Source organism: Pseudomonas sp. B21-056 (genome assembly GCF_026016325.1).
Lineage (GTDB): Bacteria > Pseudomonadota > Gammaproteobacteria > Pseudomonadales > Pseudomonadaceae > Aquipseudomonas.
On sequence record NZ_CP087203.1, the window covers coordinates 6,173,062 to 6,192,611 of the forward strand.

Annotated in this window: 17 protein-coding genes and 2 pseudogenes; 8 read left to right on the plus strand and 11 right to left on the minus strand. The window is 61.9% G+C overall.

All coding sequences use genetic code 11. The features are described 5' to 3' along the window. Nucleotide 1 precedes the first annotated feature (1 nt). From lysA to LOY67_RS27155, 5 genes are read left to right on the plus strand one after another with little or no spacing between them, the layout of a single operon-like run. Nucleotides 2–1,249 (plus strand): diaminopimelate decarboxylase, encoded by a 1,248-nt coding sequence (gene lysA, locus LOY67_RS27135; protein ID WP_265065202.1) that lies wholly within the window; start codon nucleotides 2–4, stop codon nucleotides 1,247–1,249. 4 nt (nucleotides 1,250–1,253) lie between these two features. Continuing rightward, on the plus strand, nucleotides 1,254–2,084 hold the full coding sequence (gene dapF, locus LOY67_RS27140; RefSeq protein ID WP_265065203.1) for a diaminopimelate epimerase: 831 nt from the start codon (nucleotides 1,254–1,256) through the stop codon (nucleotides 2,082–2,084). 13 nt (nucleotides 2,085–2,097) lie between these two features. Next, entirely contained in the window at nucleotides 2,098–2,823 is a 726-nt protein-coding gene (locus tag LOY67_RS27145; protein ID WP_265065204.1) for a DUF484 family protein, read from the plus strand. A gap of 1 nt (nucleotide 2,824) precedes the next feature. After that, a complete protein-coding gene (xerC, locus tag LOY67_RS27150) occupies nucleotides 2,825–3,724 on the plus strand; it encodes a tyrosine recombinase XerC (protein WP_265065205.1) in 900 nt (299 codons plus the stop codon). Further along, nucleotides 3,721–4,425 (plus strand): HAD family hydrolase, encoded by a 705-nt coding sequence (locus LOY67_RS27155; protein WP_265065206.1) that lies wholly within the window; start codon nucleotides 3,721–3,723, stop codon nucleotides 4,423–4,425. Before xerC ends, LOY67_RS27155 begins: the two co-directional genes overlap by 4 nt. 185 nt (nucleotides 4,426–4,610) lie before the next feature. Here the strand turns inward: LOY67_RS27155 and sutA are convergent, their stop codons facing one another. From sutA to glnK, 4 genes are all read right to left on the minus strand, one after another. After that, nucleotides 4,611–4,934, minus strand: a complete 324-nt coding sequence (gene sutA, locus LOY67_RS27160) for a transcriptional regulator SutA (RefSeq protein WP_265065207.1) — start codon at nucleotides 4,932–4,934, stop codon at nucleotides 4,611–4,613. Nucleotides 4,935–5,035: 101 nt separating this feature from the next. Beyond that, nucleotides 5,036–5,461, minus strand: a complete 426-nt coding sequence (locus tag LOY67_RS27165; protein ID WP_024780561.1) for a secondary thiamine-phosphate synthase enzyme YjbQ — start codon at nucleotides 5,459–5,461, stop codon at nucleotides 5,036–5,038. A gap of 211 nt (nucleotides 5,462–5,672) precedes the next feature. Next, nucleotides 5,673–7,007 (minus strand): ammonium transporter, encoded by a 1,335-nt coding sequence (locus tag LOY67_RS27170; protein ID WP_265065208.1) that lies wholly within the window; start codon nucleotides 7,005–7,007, stop codon nucleotides 5,673–5,675. Nucleotides 7,008–7,044: 37 nt separating this feature from the next. Further along, nucleotides 7,045–7,383: a P-II family nitrogen regulator gene (gene glnK / locus LOY67_RS27175; protein ID WP_002555808.1), complete on the minus strand. Its 339-nt coding sequence runs from the start codon at nucleotides 7,381–7,383 to the stop codon at nucleotides 7,045–7,047. Nucleotides 7,384–7,797: 414 nt separating this feature from the next. On the opposite strand from glnK, the gene LOY67_RS27180 reads away from it, so the two are divergent. Next, a complete protein-coding gene (locus LOY67_RS27180; RefSeq protein ID WP_265065209.1) occupies nucleotides 7,798–8,058 on the plus strand; it encodes an accessory factor UbiK family protein in 261 nt (86 codons plus the stop codon). A gap of 625 nt (nucleotides 8,059–8,683) precedes the next feature. Here the strand turns inward: LOY67_RS27180 and LOY67_RS28715 are convergent. From LOY67_RS28715 to LOY67_RS27195, 3 genes and pseudogenes are all read right to left on the minus strand, one after another. After that, entirely contained in the window at nucleotides 8,684–9,547 is an 864-nt protein-coding gene (locus tag LOY67_RS28715) for a methyl-accepting chemotaxis protein (RefSeq protein ID WP_413776234.1), read from the minus strand. Beyond that, nucleotides 9,542–10,324, minus strand: a pseudogene (locus tag LOY67_RS28720) (MCP four helix bundle domain-containing protein); the annotation flags it as partial. The gene LOY67_RS28715 and the pseudogene LOY67_RS28720, both read right to left, overlap by 6 nt. Nucleotides 10,325–10,431: 107 nt before the next feature. After that, entirely contained in the window at nucleotides 10,432–11,712 is a 1,281-nt protein-coding gene (locus tag LOY67_RS27195) for a sensor histidine kinase (RefSeq protein WP_265065211.1), read from the minus strand. Between the two features lie 197 nt (nucleotides 11,713–11,909). On the opposite strand from LOY67_RS27195, the gene LOY67_RS27200 reads away from it, so the two are divergent. Further along, entirely contained in the window at nucleotides 11,910–13,403 is a 1,494-nt protein-coding gene (locus LOY67_RS27200) for a YifB family Mg chelatase-like AAA ATPase (RefSeq protein ID WP_265065212.1), read from the plus strand. A gap of 6 nt (nucleotides 13,404–13,409) precedes the next feature. Here LOY67_RS27200 and LOY67_RS27205 read toward each other — a convergent pair whose 3' ends face one another. From LOY67_RS27205 to LOY67_RS27215, 4 genes and pseudogenes are all read right to left on the minus strand, one after another. Then, nucleotides 13,410–14,624 (minus strand): aldose 1-epimerase family protein, encoded by a 1,215-nt coding sequence (locus tag LOY67_RS27205; RefSeq protein WP_265065213.1) that lies wholly within the window; start codon nucleotides 14,622–14,624, stop codon nucleotides 13,410–13,412. Between the two features lie 278 nt (nucleotides 14,625–14,902). Then, entirely contained in the window at nucleotides 14,903–15,763 is an 861-nt protein-coding gene (locus LOY67_RS28725) for a methyl-accepting chemotaxis protein (protein WP_413776235.1), read from the minus strand. A 42-nt stretch (nucleotides 15,764–15,805) separates the two neighbouring features. Then, nucleotides 15,806–16,879, minus strand: a pseudogene (locus LOY67_RS28730) (Cache 3/Cache 2 fusion domain-containing protein); the annotation flags it as partial. 187 nt (nucleotides 16,880–17,066) lie between these two features. Continuing rightward, on the minus strand, nucleotides 17,067–17,987 hold the full coding sequence (locus LOY67_RS27215; protein WP_265065215.1) for a LysR substrate-binding domain-containing protein: 921 nt from the start codon (nucleotides 17,985–17,987) through the stop codon (nucleotides 17,067–17,069). A gap of 154 nt (nucleotides 17,988–18,141) precedes the next feature. On the opposite strand from LOY67_RS27215, the gene LOY67_RS27220 reads away from it, so the two are divergent. After that, entirely contained in the window at nucleotides 18,142–19,542 is a 1,401-nt protein-coding gene (locus LOY67_RS27220; protein WP_265065216.1) for a NorM family multidrug efflux MATE transporter, read from the plus strand. Nucleotides 19,543–19,550: the final 8 nt, after the last annotated feature.

A 19,550-nucleotide genomic window follows, 5' to 3' on the forward strand; every position in this document is an offset into this window, starting at 1 on the left:
CATGGACGCTTTTAACTACCGTGGCGGGGAGCTGTTCGCGGAAGGAGTTGCCCTGTCCGCGATTGCCGAGCGTTTCGGCACGCCGACCTACGTCTACTCCCGGGCCCACATCGAAGCCCAGTACCGGACCTTCGCCGACGCTCTCACCGGCATGCCGCACCTGGTGTGCTTTGCCGTGAAAGCCAACTCCAACCTGGGCGTGCTCAACGTATTGGCGCGTTTGGGTGCCGGTTTCGACATCGTCTCCGGTGGCGAACTCGAGCGTGTGCTGGCGGCTGGCGGCAGCCCCGACAAGATCGTCTTTTCCGGTGTCGGCAAGACCCGCGAAGACATGCGCCGCGCCCTGGAAGTCGGCGTGCATTGCTTCAACATCGAATCCACCGACGAACTGGAGCGCCTCCAGGTCGTCGCCGCCGAGCTGGGCGTGCGTGCGCCGATTTCCCTGCGCGTGAACCCGGACGTCGATGCCGGCACCCACCCGTACATCTCCACCGGCCTCAAGGAAAACAAGTTCGGCATCGCCATCGCCGACGCCGAAGACGTCTATGTACGTGCCGCCCAACTGCCGAACCTGGAAGTGCTGGGCGTCGACTGCCACATCGGCTCGCAACTGACCACCCTGGAACCCTTCATCGATGCCCTCGACCGCCTGCTGGCGCTGGTCGACCGCCTCGGCGATTGCGGCATCTACCTGCGTCACATCGACCTGGGTGGCGGTGTCGGCGTGCGTTACCGCGATGAAGAGCCGCCGCTGGTGGCCGACTACATCAAGACCGTTCGCGAGCGCCTCGCCGGTCGCGACCTGGCACTGATGTTCGAGCCGGGCCGCTACATCGTGGCCAATGCCGGCGTGCTGCTGACCCAGGTCGAGTACCTCAAGCACACCGAGCACAAAGACTTTGCCATCGTCGACGCGGCCATGAACGACCTGATCCGCCCGGCGCTGTACCAGGCGTGGATGGACGTGACCGCCGTGCGCCCCCGCGATACCGCCGCCCGCAGCTACGACATCGTCGGCCCGATCTGCGAAACCGGTGACTTCCTGGCCAAGGGCCGTGAGCTGGCGCTGGAAGAAGGTGACCTGCTGGCCGTGCACTCGGCCGGTGCCTACGGGTTTGTCATGAGTTCCAACTACAACACCCGCGGTCGCTGCGCCGAGGTGCTGGTGGACGGTGATCAAGCATTCGAAGTGCGTCGCCGCGAGACGGTAGCCGAGTTGTTTGCCGGCGAAAGCCTGCTGCCGGAGTAAAACCATGCTGCTGCGTTTTACCAAGATGCACGGCCTGGGCAATGACTTCATGGTTCTCGACCTGGTCAGCCAGCACGCGCATATTCTGCCCAAACATGCCAAGCAATGGGGCGACCGGCACACCGGTATCGGTTTCGACCAGTTGCTGATCGTCGAGGCACCGAATAACCCGGACGTGGACTTTCGCTATCGGATCTTCAACGCCGACGGTTCGGAAGTCGAGCAATGCGGCAACGGCGCACGCTGCTTCGCCCGCTTCGTGCTGGACAAGCGCCTGACGGCCAAGCGCAGGATTCGCGTCGAGACCAAAAGTGGCATCATCGAGCTGGACGTACGCAGCGACGGTCAGATCGGCGTCAACATGGGGCCCCCACGCCTGATACCGGCCGAGATTCCGTTCGAAGCACCGGCCCAGGCCCCGAGCTATCAACTGGACGTCGACGGCACCGCGGTGGAATTGGCGGCAGTGTCCATGGGCAATCCCCATGCCGTGCTGCGGGTCAGCGACATCAACAACGCCCCGGTGCATGAGCTGGGGCCTAAGATCGAAAACCATCCGCGCTTTCCGGCACGGGTGAACGTGGGTTTCCTGCAGGTCATCGACCGTCACCGCGCGCAGTTGCGGGTCTGGGAACGCGGTGCCGGGGAGACCCAGGCCTGCGGCACCGGCGCCTGTGCCGCCGCAGTCGCTGCGATCAGCCAGGGGTGGATGGATTCGCCCCTACTGATCGACCTGCCTGGCGGGCGCCTGTCCATCGAATGGGCAGGCCCCGGCCAACCGGTGCTGATGACCGGCCCGGCAGTACGCGTATACGAAGGACAAGTTCGTCTTTGAATGAGCCAAACCCATGACCGACACGCCACAGGTTCCAGCGCCACAGCCCGATGAATCCTCGAGCCCGCTTCCGGAGGCCGCGGCAGTGGCCGCTTACCTGGAGGCTCATCCGGACTTTTTCGTTCAGCGTGAAGACTTGCTTTCAGTGATGCGCATCCCCCACCGGCGCGGCGACACCGTGTCGCTGGTGGAGCATCAGATGAAGATCCTGCGCGAACGCAACATCGAAATGCGCCATCGCCTGTCGCACCTGATGGACGTCGCCCGGGACAACGACCGGCTCTTCGACAAGACCCGCCGCCTGATCCTGGCCCTGATGGACGCCAGCACCCTCGAAGACCTGGTCATGAGCGTCGAAGACAGCCTGCGCCAGGATTTCCAGGTGCCTTTTGTCAGCCTGATCCTGTTCGGTGACAACGCCATGCCGGTGGGCCGCTGGGTGACCCACGCCGAAGCCCAGACGGCCATTGGCGGCCTGCTCACGGAAAACAAAAGCGTCAGCGGCAGCCTGCGCGAACATGAGCTGGATTTCCTGTTCGGCGAAGAACAGCGCAAGCAGATCGGCTCCACCGCCGTCGTCGCCATCGCTCATCAAGGCGTACACGGCGTGTTGGCCATCGCCAGCCGTGATCCCCAGCACTACAAGAGTTCGGTGGGCACGCTGTTCCTCAGCTACATCGCCGAAGTCACCGGCCGGGTGCTGCCACGGGTTGCCGGTTCGCTGCGCTCGGTACGCTGAGATGGAACGACAGCTGGAGGCCTACTGCGAGCACCTGCGCAGTGAGCGCCAGGTGTCACCCCACACGTTGTCGGCCTATCGTCGCGACCTGGAAAAAGTCCTGGGCTGGTGTCAGAAACAGAACGTTGGCAGTTGGCAGGCGCTGGACATCCAGCGCCTGCGCAGCCTGGTCGCACGCCTGCATCAGCAAGGGCAATCTTCCCGTAGCCTGGCGCGCCTGCTCTCAGCGGTACGTGGGCTGTATCACTACCTCAACCGCGAAGGCCTGTGCGATCACGATCCGGCCACCGGCCTGGCGCCGCCCAAGGGCGAGCGTCGGCTGCCGAAAACCCTCGACACCGACCGCGCCCTGCAACTGCTTGAAGGCGCGGTCGAAGATGACTTCCTGGCGCGCCGGGACCAGGCGATTCTCGAACTGTTCTATTCCTCCGGCCTCAGGCTTTCCGAGCTGACAGGGCTGAACCTGGATCAACTGGACCTGGCCGATGGCATGGTCCAGGTGCTCGGCAAGGGCAGCAAGACCCGCCTGCTGCCCATTGGCCGCAAGGCCCGGGAGGCACTGGAACTGTGGCTGCCGTTGCGGGCGCTGAGCAATCCTGCCGATGACGCGGTATTCGTCAGCCAACAGGGTCGGCGCCTCGGTCCCCGGGCGATCCAGGTGCGGGTCAAGGCGGCCGGCGAACGCGAGCTGGGGCAGAACCTGCACCCGCACATGCTCAGGCACTCCTTCGCCAGCCATGTGCTGGAGTCCTCCCAGGACCTGCGCGCCGTGCAAGAACTGCTGGGCCACTCGGACATCAAGACCACTCAGATCTATACCCACCTGGACTTCCAGCACCTGGCGACGGTCTATGACAGTGCCCATCCCAGGGCCAAACGTATCAAGGGCGACGAATCATGACCATCGAGCTCATCACTTTCGACCTCGACGACACTTTGTGGGACACCGCCCCGGTGATCGCCACGGCCGAAGCCGTTCTACGCCAGTGGCTGACCGACAACGCACCGAACCTGGGCGGCTTGCCGGTCGAGCATCTTTTTTCGATTCGCGAGCAGGTGCTGCGCGAAGAACCCGGCCTGAAGCATCGCATCAGCGCATTGCGACGGCGGGTGCTGTTCCGTGCGCTGCAAGAAGCCGGCTATGACCAATGGCAAGCGTCCGAGCTGGCAGACCAGGGGTTCGAGACGTTCCTGCACGCCCGCCATCAACTGGAAATTTTCCCCGAGGTGCAGCCCACCCTGGAAATCCTCGCCAACCACTTCGCCCTCGGCGTGGTCACCAATGGCAACGCCGATGTGCGTCGCCTGGGGCTGGCGGATTACTTCAAGTTCGCCCTCTGCGCCGAAGACATCGGCATCGCCAAACCTGATGCGCGGCTGTTCCACGAAGCCTTGCAGCGCGGTGGCGCCACGGCGCAGACCGCCGTGCATGTGGGGGACCACCCGGGCGATGACATCGCCGGCGCCCAACAGGCCGGCCTGCGGGCGGTGTGGTTCAACCCGGCAGGCAAGGCCTGGGATGCCGAGCACGTTCCGGATGCGGAGATTCGCAGCCTGACCGAGTTGCCGGGGTTGTTGGCGGGCTGGCACGGACAGCCCTGAGCCTGCGACCTGTGGGAGCGAGCCTGCTCGCGATGAGGGAGTGTCAGCGACATTCATGTGTCAGACACACCGCTATCGCGAGCAGGCTCGCTCCCACAAGGTTGCGCATAGCCTGAAAGCCAATCTGCACCCATGAAAAAGCCCGCGACGACGGCGGGCTTTTTCAGCAAGCAAGAAGCAGAAACTCAGATAGGGCGGCTGCCGTACTTGTTGTCAGGCTTCTTGGGCGGATCGGCGACCACATTGGCCTCCACTTCCTGCACCTTTCCGCCCCTGGCCAGGAATTCTTCCATGGCCTTGGCGAGCGCATCGCGCTCCTTGTTCTTGGCCTCTACGCTCGGCAACTCGTCGACCGACACCGCAGCCTTGGCCTTGCCCTTGGCGGTCGGGGCCGGTACATCGGCGCCATCATCGTCGGCAACGTCTTCAGCCGCCGCTTCCAGGCCGTCTTCGGCCTCGTCTTCTTCACCGACTTCGAGGTCGTCGTTTTCCAGATCATCGTCGCTCATGTTCTACCTCATGACTTGCGAAAAGCAGATTAGTTATAGCCCAGCTACGCCATCTGTCGAAGGCTGCCAGAAAAAATTCAACATCCACCGGCAATCGGCGGTCATGCCCCTTCACCGTACAAGGTGGCGAGGACTTTACGAGCACCGCCATGATCACGGTGCTCGCCCAGATAAACACCTTGCCAGGTACCCAGAGCCAGTCGCCCATCCGTTACCGGAAGGCTGAGCTGACATCCCAGCACGCTGGCCTTGAAGTGCGCCGGGAGGTCGTCCAGGCCTTCGTCGTTGTGCTCATAGTCGGCAGTTCCTTGTGGGATCAACCGATTGAAAAATCGTTCGAAGTCTCGACGTACCGCCGGATCGGCGTTCTCGTTGATGGTCAACGAGGCCGAGGTATGCTGCAGCCACAGATGCAACAGACCGACGCGACACGCCCGGAGTTCAGGCAGGCCGGCGAGCAACTCGTCCGTCACCAGATGAAAGCCCCGGGGCCTTGCCCGCAGGGTTATCAGCGTCTGTTGCCACATACAGTTCTCCGCACGCTCGGCGCGCATTCTAGCGCGCTCAGGAAAAAAACAAAGAGCCTAATATTCCACCTTCGATGTAAGCCTTTGGCGCTGGAAAATCCTTGTCACCCACAAGACAAAAAGGCTTCGGAAAAACCGGCTCTTCCTGTGAGCGTTGACAAATCGCGGGCAAAAAAATGCCCGGCGAACCGGGCAATTTTTTACCGTGGGTCTACAGGTTGTAGCCACGCTCGTTGTGCTGGGCCAGATCCAGGCCGACAGCCTCTTCTTCCTCGGAGACACGTAGACCCATGACGGCGTCCAGGACCTTGAGGATGATGAAGGTGACGATCGCGGTGTAGATCACCGTGAAGCCCACGCCCTTGACTTGAATCCACACTTGCGCAGCGATATCGGTCACGGTGCCGAAGCCACCCAGGGCCGGCGCGGCGAACACGCCGGTGAGGATCGCGCCGAGGATACCGCCGATGCCATGCACGCCAAAGGCGTCCAGGGAGTCGTCATAGCCGAGTTTGCGCTTGAGGGTGGTTGCGCAGAAGAAGCACACCACACCCGCCGCCAGGCCGATGACCAGGGCGCCCATCGGGCCCACGGTGCCGGCAGCCGGGGTGATTGCAACCAGGCCCGCTACCACGCCCGAGGCGATGCCCAGTGCGCTTGGCTTGCCGTGGGCAATCCACTCGGCAAACATCCAGCCCAGTGCCGCAGCAGCGGTAGCAATCTGGGTCACCAGCATCGCCATGCCGGCAGTGCCGTTGGCGGCGACGGCGGAACCGGCGTTGAAACCGAACCAGCCGACCCACAGCATGGCCGCACCCATCAGGGTGTAACCCAGGTTATGCGGCGCCATTGGGGTGGTCGGGAAGCCTTTGCGCTTGCCCAGTACCAGGCACGCCACCAGGCCCGCGATACCGGCGTTGATGTGCACCACAGTGCCGCCGGCGAAGTCCAGCACGCCCCAGTCCCACAGCAGGCCGCCGTTGCCGGACCAGACCATGTGCGCAATCGGCGCATACACCAGGGTGAACCACACGCCCATGAAGATGAGCATGGCGGAGAACTTCATCCGCTCGGCAAAGGCGCCGACGATCAGGGCCGGGGTGATGATGGCGAATGTCATCTGGAACGTGACGAACACCGCCTCAGGGAACAACGCCGTCGGACCGGTGATGCTCGCCGGGGTCACGCCCGCCAAGAACGCTTTGCCCAGGCCGCCGATGAAGGAATTGAAATTGACGACGCCCTGCTCCATGCCAGTGGTGTCGAACGCGATGCTGTAGCCATAAATGACCCACAGGACGCTGATCAGACCGGTAATGGCAAAGCACTGCATCATCACGGAAAGAAGGTTTTTCGACCGAACCATGCCGCCGTAGAACAGCGCCAGGCCGGGAATAGTCATGAACAGTACAAGAATCGTGGCAGTCAGCATCCAGGCGGTGTCGCCGGAGTTGAGGACGGGGGCTGCCGCCTCTTCTGCCATGGCCAGGCCAGGCATTACGAAGGACAACAGGGCTCCTAGCCCTGCGAATTTACGCAGAGTCATATTGTTTTCTCCTGGGGCGTTGGGTTTGGCGGCTTTTTTAGATAGCGTCGGTATCGGTTTCGCCGGTACGGATGCGGATAGCCTGTTCCAGATTGACCACAAAGATCTTTCCGTCACCGATCTTGCCGGTGTTGGCAGCCTTGGTGATTGCCTCGATCACCCGGTCAAGATCCTTGTCGTCAATGGCGACGTCGATCTTCACCTTGGGCAGGAAATCGACCACGTATTCCGCGCCGCGATACAGCTCGGTGTGACCTTTCTGCCGACCGAAGCCTTTGACCTCAGTAACGGTAATGCCCTGCACGCCGATCTCGGACAACGACTCGCGCACGTCGTCCAACTTGAACGGCTTGATGATGGCAGTGACTAGCTTCATGAAACTCTCTCCCGAATTGGTGGACTTGCCCCAGGAAAACAAACCCGACTCAAGTCTAAGCGCAGTGCCTGGCTTTGTAACGCATCGTCGGCCCAAGTTGCCCGACCAGCGCCAGTCAACCGTGCCTGACGAAGCTCCCCGCTTCGCCTGGCTGCACTGCATTCGTCACAACGACTGCATCAGTGCATGGGTCATGAGCCTCTAAGCAGAAACCTTGCCATCTGTGCCCAAGCCCCGTGATTTCAAGGGTTTACCTGCCGCAACCACTTGCGCCGCCCCACGAACCGCAGCGATACGCACAACAACAGTGCGACGCCGCCCGACCCTGTGCGCAAAAAGCGTGCATCCGGCGCACCCGAATTGACTATAGACACTGCGTGATACACTGCCGCCATCGTTTTCAGGATTGCTGCCATGCTCGCCCCCAAAGACCTGCTCGACGCCCTCAGCGGCCACGCCTCCCGCCTCTTGAGCGGCGATACCCCCCTGCCCAAAAGCGAAATCGAAAGCCAGTTCAAGGCGCTGCTGCAAAGCGGCTTCAGCAAGCTGGACCTGGTAAGCCGGGAAGAATTCGACAGTCAGATGGTCGTACTGGCCCGCACCCGGGCGCGGCTGGAGAGCCTGGAGGCGAAGGTGGCGGAGTTGGAAGCGCGACTCACCACTGACGCGAAATAAGCGCTACCGATGAGATACGTTGCGGGCTCGCAATCGCTGCCAGCGATGCATTAAGGACGTGAGCCTTCAAACAGTAGGGGTGCCCGCTCCCTAATAAACGTCCTTCATTTCTCCAAGACCAGTCCTACAAGTATCGGCGTTGCTGACTGATTTCCGCGCCCATTCCTCCTCATTACAGTTCTCACCTTGAACTCGGTAGAACGCTACTAATGAGAAGAAAAGGAAAAGGACGCCAAGGGTCTGGATATCGCGATCTGGCATCGGGAAGTACTGTGCGGTCTGTGCTACGCGACTCCCAGGAAAAGCACTGTTCGCCTAAAAATCGTACTGCTTCAGGGCAGCCCGGACCATACCCATCCACTGCGCGGATGGGTCGCTCCGATAGCGCTTCTAACGACTGAGTTTTACGCGCGGATGCTGGGTTGCAATCAGATTGAGGTCAGTTGGCGGCATTTCTGCCACCCAGATCCGCTTTTTGAAAGTTGCGGCGGCCTGCGGTAAAGAGATGGAGCCAGCCGGTCTGCTCGCAGGCGCACGCGGCTGAAATCCGATGCTGTAAACGACTGACTTCATCACGATCTTTTGACGATTACCTATCCAGCACGCGTGACCTGAACGCTAGGGATCAGAGCCGGAAACGGCCCACCAGCGTATTGAAGGACAACGCCAGGTTGGACAACTCCTGGGTCGACGCATTGGTCTGGTTCGCCCCCGCCGCGGTCTGGGTCGAGAGATCCTGGATATTCACCAGGTTGCGGTCCACCTCACGGGCCACGTGGGCCTGCTCCTCGGACGCGGTAGCGATCACCAGGTTGCGGTCGTTGATCTGCGAAATACCGTCAGCGATCTGCTCCAGTGCCTCACCGGTGGCCCGAGCCAGACTCTGGGTCTCGGTGACCAGTGCCTGGCTCTTGCCCATGGCATCGACCGCGCCGTCGGCACGATTCTGGACCGCATGGATCATGCTTTCGATTTCACCGGTGGACGCCTGGGTGCGCGCTGCCAGGGCGCGAACCTCATCAGCCACCACGGCAAAGCCGCGCCCCTGCTCCCCTGCGCGAGCGGCCTCTATGGCTGCGTTGAGCGCCAGCAGGTTGGTCTGCTCGGCGATCCCGCGGATCACATCCAACACCTTACCGATATCCCGGACCTGCACGGCCAGATCACTGACCAATCCGGTGGATGAGGTAATTTCCCGGGTTGCATTGTTGATCGCCTGCACCGCATTACGGGCCTGATCGCGTCCATTGCTGGCTTGCGAACTGGTCGCTTGGGAGGCCTGGGAGGTGGAAACGGCATTGCGGGCCACCTCCTCCACTGCCGAGGTCATCTCAGTCACAGCCGTGGCCGCCTGTTGGATCTCGTCGTTCTGCCGGATCAGGGCACGACTGCCATCGTCAGTGACCGCGGTGAGCTCCTCGGCGGCGGAAGCCAACTGTTCCGAAGCGCTGGCAATCTGCTGGATGGTGGTTTTCAGGCTGGTTTGCATATCGCCCAGGGACTTGAGCAACTGACCGGCCTCGTCGCCACTGTTGCTGGTGATGTGCTGGGTCAGGTCACCCTGGGCAATGCGTTGCGCGCAATCAACCGCTACGGCAATCGGCCGGCTGATCAGCCGACTGATAAACACACCCAACAGTAGCGCCGCGATAAAGGCAATAACGATACCGCTGTACAGAACCGTCCTGGCCGACGCTTCCTGGCGTGTGGCGGCCTTGGCGTCTTCGCTGATCTGACGGTCATTGGAGTCGATCATGATGGTCAACTGGTCCATCACCTTGCGATAGGTCTTCTGCAAGTCACCCATCAGCAGGGTGCGAGCGTTCTCCAGGTCGCCGGCCGCCATCATTGCCACGTACTGCTGCACCATGGCCTGGTAGACCGGCCAATCACGGGCCATCTGGTCACCGGCAAGGCGTTCGTCTTCCGCCAGGTTGCCTTGACGATAAGCGGCGAAGGCCTGCTCACTGGCCAACTGATTGGCTTTCATCGAGGCCAGGAACTCATCCTTCATGCTCTGCGGAGCGTTGCTGGCAGTGGCGATGTACAGCCGGAACATGTCGCGCGTCTGGCCAACGGCCTTGGTCTTGGTTTGCGCCGTGTTGGCAACCGAGACCAGGTTGGTGTTGAAAGCGGTCTGCAGGCGTGCCGACAACGCAGCAACACCGCTGACGCCAAGCATGCCCACGGCGAGCGTGATCAGGGCGCAGAGGAAAAACGAAGTGAGCAGTTTGGTCGAGATTTTTGCGTCATAGAGCCAGTTCATTAGCGGATCCCTGTGGAGCAATGGCCCTTTGCCATATCAACCGAGAGATGCTAAGTCAGGCTAAATATTGACCACAATGCAGGGAATCGCATGACCGCTTGGATTATTCAACGATCATGCGCGGCCTTCAGGGATTGTTCCTGCTCAAGCGCAATTGGCAGTTCCAGTGCAAACAACGCCCCCTGCCCCGGCCCCGCACTCTGCACGGTCAGCTCACCGCCCAGCTCATGAGCCGCCAGGATGCAGCTGTGCAGGCCGAAACCGTGACCGTCGACGCGGGTCGTGAAGCCGTGTTCGAACAACCGAGGCAGATTGTCCATGGAGATACCCTCACCGTTGTCCTCGACCTCTATCCGTACACGCTGGTCGTCAATGGCCTTCAGGCGCAGGGTGATCCGCGAGGGACGGTCGGTGACCGGATCAAGCGCCTGTTTGGCGTTGTTGATGAGGTTGATCAGTATCTGCAGCACCTTGTGCTTATCCAGCGCCATGATCGGGGTATCGTTGAGCTCCTTGACCAGCGTCACGTGATGACGGGCCAGGGACACATGACAGATGCGCACCACATCCTCGATCAACTCGCGCAACGAGCCTGACTCCAACACGCTGGAATTGCCGGCATAGGACTGCTGGGTGGCGACGATTTCCTTGATATGGTCAATGCTCTTGGTCAGCTGCGCCAACTCATTGATCATGCTTTGCTGCTCGATTGCCAGCGATTCGGCCAGCTTGCCGAGATAGTCCGGTAGTGCCCGACCTTTCGGGTCGCTGCTGAAGAAGTCGCCGAGATCATCGGAATGCTCCTTCATCAATTGAACCACCTTGGCGACCCCCTGCCCTTTGGACGTATGGACTTTGTCGTACAGGACCTGGGCCGACACATTGACGCTATTGAGAACGTTGCCCACGTTATGCAGCACGTTGGTGGCGATTTCCGCCATGCCGGCCCGGCGTGCCGTAGTGACCAGTTCGGCCTGGGCCTCGCGCAACTCGTCGTTGACCCGGGCCATTTGCTGCGGGCTGGGGATCTTCAGGGCCGCGGGCACCAGCCGGACCAGCAGGACGGCGGTAATCACTGACGCAATCGCGGTGATCACCTTAACCAGCGCCGACAGCCAGTAGTAGGGTTGCCAGATGGTCAGGATTTCCATCACATGGCTGGTTCCGCAGGCCAGGATGAATACGCCGAAGGCCGCCAGCATCCAGTCGAAAGGCACGTCCTTGCGCTTGTGGATAAAGTAGATGAGCGTAAAGGGAATGGTGATGTAGGAGAACGTGATCAGCCCGTCCGCAATCACGTTGGTCCATAGCAGATCCGGGCGCCACAAGTAGCAATGTCCATGGGGCATGAAGCGGTTATCGGTCAATAACGCCAGCAAGTCGTTCATGGCCGCTTCCTCCCTGTGCCATTGAATTGCCACAAATCGCAGTCTAGCAGAGGCCTGCGTGCTCATTTGCCAGGCCGTCATTACGCCCGCAACATCCTGCCAAGATTTCACCCGCCATTTATCACGCCGAGGATCGTCCTCACGACTAACCTTCGAAAGCCGCAGGATGCGGCGCCCATTCATTCAAGGAACGATTCATGTCGCTCGCCATTGTCCATAGCCGCGCCCAGGTGGGGGTGGAGGCTCCCGCCGTTACCGTTGAGGTCCATCTGGCCAATGGCTTGCCGTCGCTGACGATGGTCGGTCTGCCGGAGGCGGCGGTGAAGGAAAGCAAGGACCGGGTGCGCAGCGCGATCATCAATTCGGGGCTGAACTTCCCGGCGCGGCGCATCACCTTGAACCTGGCGCCGGCGGATCTGCCGAAAGACGGCGGGCGGTTCGACCTGGCCATTGCCCTGGGCATCCTGGCGGCCAGCGTGCAGGTGCCGACCCTGACGCTGGACGACGTGGAATGCCTCGGCGAGCTGGCGTTATCCGGCGCCGTGCGACCGGTACGCGGGGTATTGCCCGCGGCACTGGCAGCGCGCCAGGCCGGGCGTACGCTGGTGGTGCCGCGGGCGAATGCCGAGGAAGCCTGCCTGGCGTCGGGCCTGAGGGTGATCGCCGTGGATCATCTGCTCGAAGTGGTGGCGCACTTCAACGGCCACGCTCCGGTCGAGCCATTCGTTTCGAACGGACTGCTCTCGGCCAGCAAGCCCTACCCCGACCTGAATGAAGTGCAGGGCCAGGTCGGGGCCAAGCGTGCACTGCTGATCGCTGCCGCCGGCGCGCACAACCTGCTGTTCAGCGGCCCACCGGGTACCGGCAAGACATTGCTGGCCAGTCGTCTGCCGGGGCTGCTGCCACCACTGGCCGAGAGCGAGGCCCTGGAGGTCGCGGCGATCCAGTCGGTTGCCAGTTGCGTGCCATTGAGTCATTGGCCGCAACGCCCTTTTCGCCAGCCCCATCATTCGGCATCCGGTCCGGCGCTGGTCGGTGGCGGTTCCAAACCGCAGCCGGGGGAAATCACCCTGGCCCATCACGGCGTGCTGTTCCTGGATGAATTGCCGGAGTTCGACCGCAAGGTCTTGGAAGTCCTGCGCGAGCCACTGGAGTCGGGCCACATCGTCGTCTCGCGTGCCCGCGACCGTGTACGCTTTCCGGCGCGCTTCCAGTTGGTGGCGGCGATGAACCCCTGCCCCTGTGGATACCTTGGCGAGCCCAGCGGCCGTTGCTCCTGCACACCAGACATGGTGCAGCGCTATCGCAACAAGCTCTCCGGCCCCCTGCTGGACCGCATCGACCTGCACCTGACGGTGGCGCGGGAAGCCACAGCGCTGAACCCCAAGAGCGAACCGGGTGAGGACACCGCCACCGTGGCCGAACAGGTGGCCGAAGCCCGTGAACGCCAGCAGGCGCGTCAGGGCTGTGCCAACGCTTTCCTGGATCTACCGGGTTTGCGGCGGCATTGCACGTTATCCCCAGCCGATGAAACGTGGCTGGAAACGGCCTGCGAGCGACTGACCTTGTCGCTGCGGGCCGCCCATCGTTTGCTCAAGGTCGCCCGGACGCTGGCGGACCTTGAGCAAGCGGGCCGTATCAGCCGGGAGCACCTGGCTGAAGCCTTGCAGTATCGACCCGCTACGGCCTGAACCGTGTCACGGTTTGCTCAGGTCCACCAGCGGCGTGCCTCGTACCTCGGTCTTGCGATCGCCCTGGATCTCACCGATACGCTTGAGCGCTTTATCCACGGCGCCTTTGTCCGCCAACAGGCTGTAGTGGATCTGGAAGTGCTTCTGCTCTTTCGGCGCGATGATCGGCACCAGGCCCAATGGGCGCTGGTAATGGCGGTTATAGGAAAAACTGGTGCCCGGTTCCAGCCCGGTCACGTAACCCTGGCCTTGGGTATCGGTGTTTTTCCACAGGGAGAACACCGGAAGCGCTCCGGTGTTGAAGCCCACCGATACGCCGAGGCTGCCGGCCTTGTTGTGCAGCACGGTGAGCGTGTCGCCCTTGGCATCGGCGTAGGGCACGACGTTATAGACGGTTTCGTCGTAATCCTTGGTGGGCGCCCGGTAGGTTTGCCAGTCGGCCAGATCACCCTTGGCCTTGTCATTGAATGGCGAGACCTGCTTGACCGGCGCGGCGAAGCGGGCGCCCTGCTCCAGGAAAGGCGTGCTGAAATTGCTGTGGTAGAGCGCCTGGTATTCCTTCGGATAGTCGCCGTTGTTGGTCAACGTGTCGTTGAGGGCGAACGTTACACTGCCAGGTTCGGTGACCAACTCGGTCTGCACCGAGAAATCGACCTTCTTGAAAGCCTGCTCCTTCAATTCACCCCTCAGGGTGATGGCATAAGGCGCTTTTTCATCGATGTGCAGGGTGACCTTGTTGGCCGGGATATTGGCGGCGCGACCGTGCAAGGTCAGCAGTTCGCCATTGTCCATGCCAGGGTGACCCACCCACTCGTAACCACAACGGGTGACCAGCTCGTTGAAACCTTCGAGCCATCCCAGCCCGCCGCGACCGTTGAGTTCGATGAAGGCCGGGTTGACCACTTCCTTGACCGGCGAGTCCCAGCCCATCCGCGCATTTCCCACCGACGCCTGCAACACGTTCATGCCCCGGGTCGGGACGACCGAAAGCTTCATGATGCCGTTGTCGATGTCGACGATGCTGACGCCTTCCTGGCGACCGCCATGCAGGGTGCGCATCGTCACGGAAAAGGGCTTGTCGGTTTTCACGCCAAGCTGCTGGCTGGTGATCTGCCAGGGTTGCGCGGCTTTATCGGTGTCGAGCAGGACATAATCCCAGGCCATGGCGTGGGAGGCAGCGCCCAGGGCGCCGAGGGTAACGAGGAGTTTGAGCGGAGTCATGGACTTGGCCTTTTATTGGAGTTGTGCGGTTTTTATAGACTTGAAGAAACGTTTCAGCAAGCCTAAAAGCGGCAATAACTCTAAAAAAGCAAGACTGGAGGAATTAGCCGGGACGCCTGAAGTATTTGCGGTCGAAAACCGAAACCCTGTGGGGAGCGAGCCAGCTCGCGATTGCGGTAGCCCAGATTGCACAGATGTCGCCTGTGCCAACGCCATCGCGAGCAGGCTCACTCCCACAATGATCTCGGGTGAGCCTGCTCGCGGCGGTTATGGGTGACTCAGCGGAACCGGTCGACCTCTTGGCGCAGGTCCTGCGCCAGTTTTTCCAGTTCCTTGGCAGTGACGGCCAGGTTCGAGACCACTTCGCGCTGTTCGCTGTTGGCCATGGCGATGCTTTGCAGGTTGCTGCTGAGCAGGGTCGCCGTGCTGCTTTGTTCCTGGGTGGCGGTGGTGATCGCCGCGAACTGCTGGCCGGCCGAACGGCTTTGCTCGTCGATTCGGGCCAGGGCCGAGGCCACATTGGCGTTGCGCGACAGACCTTCCTGCATCAACAGGTTGCCCTGTTCCATCGTGCTGATGGCGTTGCCGGTTTCCTGCTGGATGCTGGTGATCATGCTGGAAATCTCGTCAGTGGCCTGACGGGTACGGGAGGCCAGGCTACGGACCTCATCCGCCACCACGGCGAAACCACGGCCCTGTTCACCTGCACGGGCGGCCTCGATGGCGGCGTTCAGGGCCAGCAGGTTGGTCTGCTCGGCAATGGAGGTAATCACACCCACGATGCCGCCGATTTCCTGGGAACGCTGGCCCAGGGTGTTGATGACCGTGGCAGTGCTGTTCAGCGAGCCGGCGATCTGCTCCAGGGAGGATGAAGCTTCTCCCATCGACGTACGACCGATCTGGGTTTGTTGTGCGTTTTCCTGAGCCAGACGCTGGGTGTTGCTCATGTTGTCAGCAATGTTCAACGAAGTCGCGCTGAACTCCTCCACCGCGCCGGCCATGCTGGTGATTTCGCCGGACTGCTGCTCCATCCCCTCATACGCACCACTGGACAACCCCGACAGGGCCTGGGCGCGGCTGTTGACCTCCAGGGACGCCTTGCGAATGTGCTCGACCATGGTCGACAGCGCCTGGCTCATCTGGTTGAAAGCACGGGACAGTTGGCCGATTTCGTCATGGCTCGACACGTTCAGGCGAACGCTCAGGTCGCCGGCGCCCAGCGCTTCGGCCTGGCGCACCAGATCGCCCAGGGGAGCCAGCTTGCTGCGCAGCAGCCACATCGCCGCACCGACCGCCAGCAGCATTGCCAACAGGCTGCCGATGGCCAGTTGCGTACCGACGCTCCAGGTCACCTCGCGGATCTCGGCCTTCGGCATGCTCGCCACCACCGCCCACGGCCCGCCCTCGAACGGTACGGCGACGCTGTAGAAATCTTCGGCGGTGTCGCTCCAGAACGCGCCCTTACCCGGTTCTTTCACCAGGCCAACCACGGTGGTGACAGCAGAATCAAGCGCCTGGACGCCGGCCGGCGGCACCAGCCATTTGTTTTGCTCATCCAGCAGGGCCAGCGAGCCGGTCTTGCCGATACGGAAGCGCTTGAGATTTTCGAATTGCGCATTTTGCGCGTCGGTGTAATCGAAACCTACATACAGCGCCGCGATGATCTTGCCGCTACCGTCACGAACCGGGCTGTACTGGGTCATGTAGTAACGGCCGAAAAGCAAGACGCGGCCGATATAGCTCTGCCCACTGGTCAAGCGGGCGTAAGCCGGGCTGGCATGGTCAAGTACGGTACCGATGGCTCGCGAACCGTCCTGCTTGGCCACCGACGTACTGACGCGGATGAAGTCGTCGCCGCTGCGCACGAACACCGTGGCGGTCCCGGCGGTCATCTGCTTGAACTCGTCAACTTCCTTGAAGTTGTTGTTCAGCACTTCGCTGCCCAGGCTCAGGCTCGGCGTCTGTACGCCTGCCACAGCAACCGGCTGGTCCGGGTGCACGCTCAGGCCCGCGCTGAAGCGCTTTTCGAACAGGCCGGCCAAGCGCTGGGTGCTCTCGCGCAAAGTGCCGTGGAAGGTATTGAGCTGATCGGCCATCAGCCGCGCTTCGCTGGCCAGGTGCTCTTCACGAGTGGCGAGGTTGGCGGCGTCCAGCGAACGCAAGGCGAAGACGGTACTGCCGGAGATCACGATCGCCAATATCACGGCAAGGGCAAGGCCTAGCTGTGAGGCGATCCGGGCACGGGGTTGGGACATGACGGCTCCTGGCCGAGACACCGGATCATCCTTGATCACGTCGCACGCTCGGCATTTTATTCGAGGTAAGGTATGTATTTGCCCTTTCTGAACGAGGGTTCCATGTTCACGGGTTCGGCAGCAAAGCCAGATACTTGAGCGGCTTGGGGAAATAATATCAGGCTGCCATCACTCCCACTGCAACGTTTCAGCCAAGATGCTCCACTGCAGGCAGTTGCATCGCCTTGACTTCGCCCTGCAAGAAGTCACTGAGCCGACGCAAACGTTCACCTCCCGGGCGGGTTTTCGGCCAGACCAGGTAATAGTGCTCGCCACTGGCGACGGCGGTCGGCCACGGCAGGCTCAAGCGCCCCTGGGCCACGTCTTCGGCCACCATCAACAGGTCGCCCATGGAAACACCGTAACCGCGGGCGGCTGCAATCATGCCCAGCTCCAGCGTATCGAACACCTGCCCGCCCTTGAGCGAGACCTTGTCGGACAAGCCCATGCGCTCCAGCCAACTGCGCCAGTCGCGACGGTCCGGCGTGGGATGGAGCAGCTCGGCGTTGGCCAGCCGTTGCACATCCCACGGTTGATCGTTCAACAGGTTCGGCGCACCCACCGGGATCAGTTCCTCGGGAAACAGGAAACTGGCCTCCCAATCCGCTGGAAAATGTCCGTTGCCCAGCAACACCGCACAATCGAAAGGTTCGGTGTTGAAGTCCACCGAATCGACGTCCATCCAGGCGCTGGTCAGTTGTACCTCGTTGCCCGGCTGCAAATGCCGAAAGCGACTCAGGCGCGCCAGCAGCCAGCGCATGGTCAGGGTCGAGGGAGCCTTCATGCGCAGGATACCGTCCTCCCCGGACAGCGTATGACAGGCCCGCTCCAGCGCCATGAAGCCTTCGCGTATGCCTGGCAGCAGCAGCCGCGCCGCTTCGGTCAACTGCAGGTTGCGACCACTGCGCTGGAACAGTCGGCAGGCAAAATGTTCTTCGAGCGTGCGGATGTGGCGGCTGACCGCACTCTGGGTAATCGACAGCTCTTCTGCGGCCCGGGTGAACGAGCTGCATCGCGCCGCCGCTTCGAATGCCCGCAACGCATAAAGAGGTGGGAGACGACGAGACATCGGAAAACGCTCCAAGGCTGGGGTTCACGCACCCTACCAGAAAGACCTCATGCATGAGTTTTAATCATATCTGCCATCGTTTTTATCCTTTTGTGCAAAGCGCCGCAAGCGCCGAGAATCGTCGCTTCAATGCCTTGTTTGAACATGGAGCGTGATGATCATGCAGCATCCTGTGCGTACTGAACTGCGGGCCATCCTGCGGCTGGCGGGGCCGTTGATTGCCTCGCAGTTGGCGCACATGTTGATGGTCCTCACCGACACCTTGATGATGGCGCGCCTGAGCCCCGAAGCCCTGGCCGGCGGTGGACTGGGCGCGGCGAGTTATTCGTTCGTGTCGATCTTCTGCATCGGCGTGATCGCGGCGGTGGGCACGCTGGTGGCGATCCGTCACGGTGCCGGCGACATCGAGGGTGCCACCCGCTTGACCCAGGCCGGGTTGTGGCTGGCCTGGCTGATGGCACTGGTCGCCGGACTACTGCTGTGGAACCTCAAGCCGGTGCTGCTGATGTTCGGCCAGACCGAAACCAACGTGCTCTCCGCCGGACAATTCCTGGTGGCGCTGCCGTTTGCCCTGCCCGGCTACCTGAGCTTCATGGCCCTGCGCGGCTTTACCAGCGCCATCGGCCGGGCCACGCCGGTCATGGTGATCAGCCTCGGCGGCACGGTGGCCAACTTTCTGCTCAATTACGCACTCATCACCGGTATGTTCGGGCTGCCGAAACTGGGTCTGACGGGTATTGGCATGGTCACCGCCATCGTTGCCAGTTGCATGGCCCTGGCGCTGGCCTGGCACATTCGCCGGCATCCGGCATACCGGGCGTACCCGTTGCTTGAGGGGCTGTTGCGGCCGAATCGCCAGTACCTCAAGGAGCTGTGGCGCCTGGGCCTGCCGATTGGCGGTACCTATGCCGTAGAAGTCGGGCTGTTCGCGTTCGCCGCGCTGTGCATGGGCACCATGGGCAGCACGCCGCTGGCGGCCCATCAGATCGCCCTGCAGATCGTTTCAGTGGCGTTCATGGTCCCGGCAGGCATGTCGTACGCAATCACCATGCGCATCGGCCAGCACTATGGCGCCGGGCAACTGCTGATGGCGCGACTGGCCGGACGGGTCGGTATTGGCTTCGGCGCCGCAGTGATGCTGGCCTTCGCCATGGTGTTCTGGCTGTTGCCGAATCAGTTGATCGGTTTGTTCCTGGACCACAACGACCCGGCGTTCCGCCCGGTGATCGAGCTGGCGGTGAGCCTGTTGGCCGTGGCGGCGTGGTTCGAACTGTTCGACGGTACGCAGACCATCGCCATGGGCTGCATCCGCGGGCTCAAGGACGCCAAGACCACCTTCCTGGTGGGCCTGGGGTGTTACTGGTTGATCGGCGCACCGGCGGCTTGGTGGATGGCATTCCACCTGAACTGGGGACCGACGGGTGTCTGGTGGGGCCTGGCCCTGGGACTGGCCTGCGCGGCAGTGAGCCTGACGCTGGCGTTTGAAGGGAAAATGAAGCGGATGATCAGGGGTGGGTCGGAACAACAGGGTTTCGAGATCGTCCAGACTGAATGAACATCCCG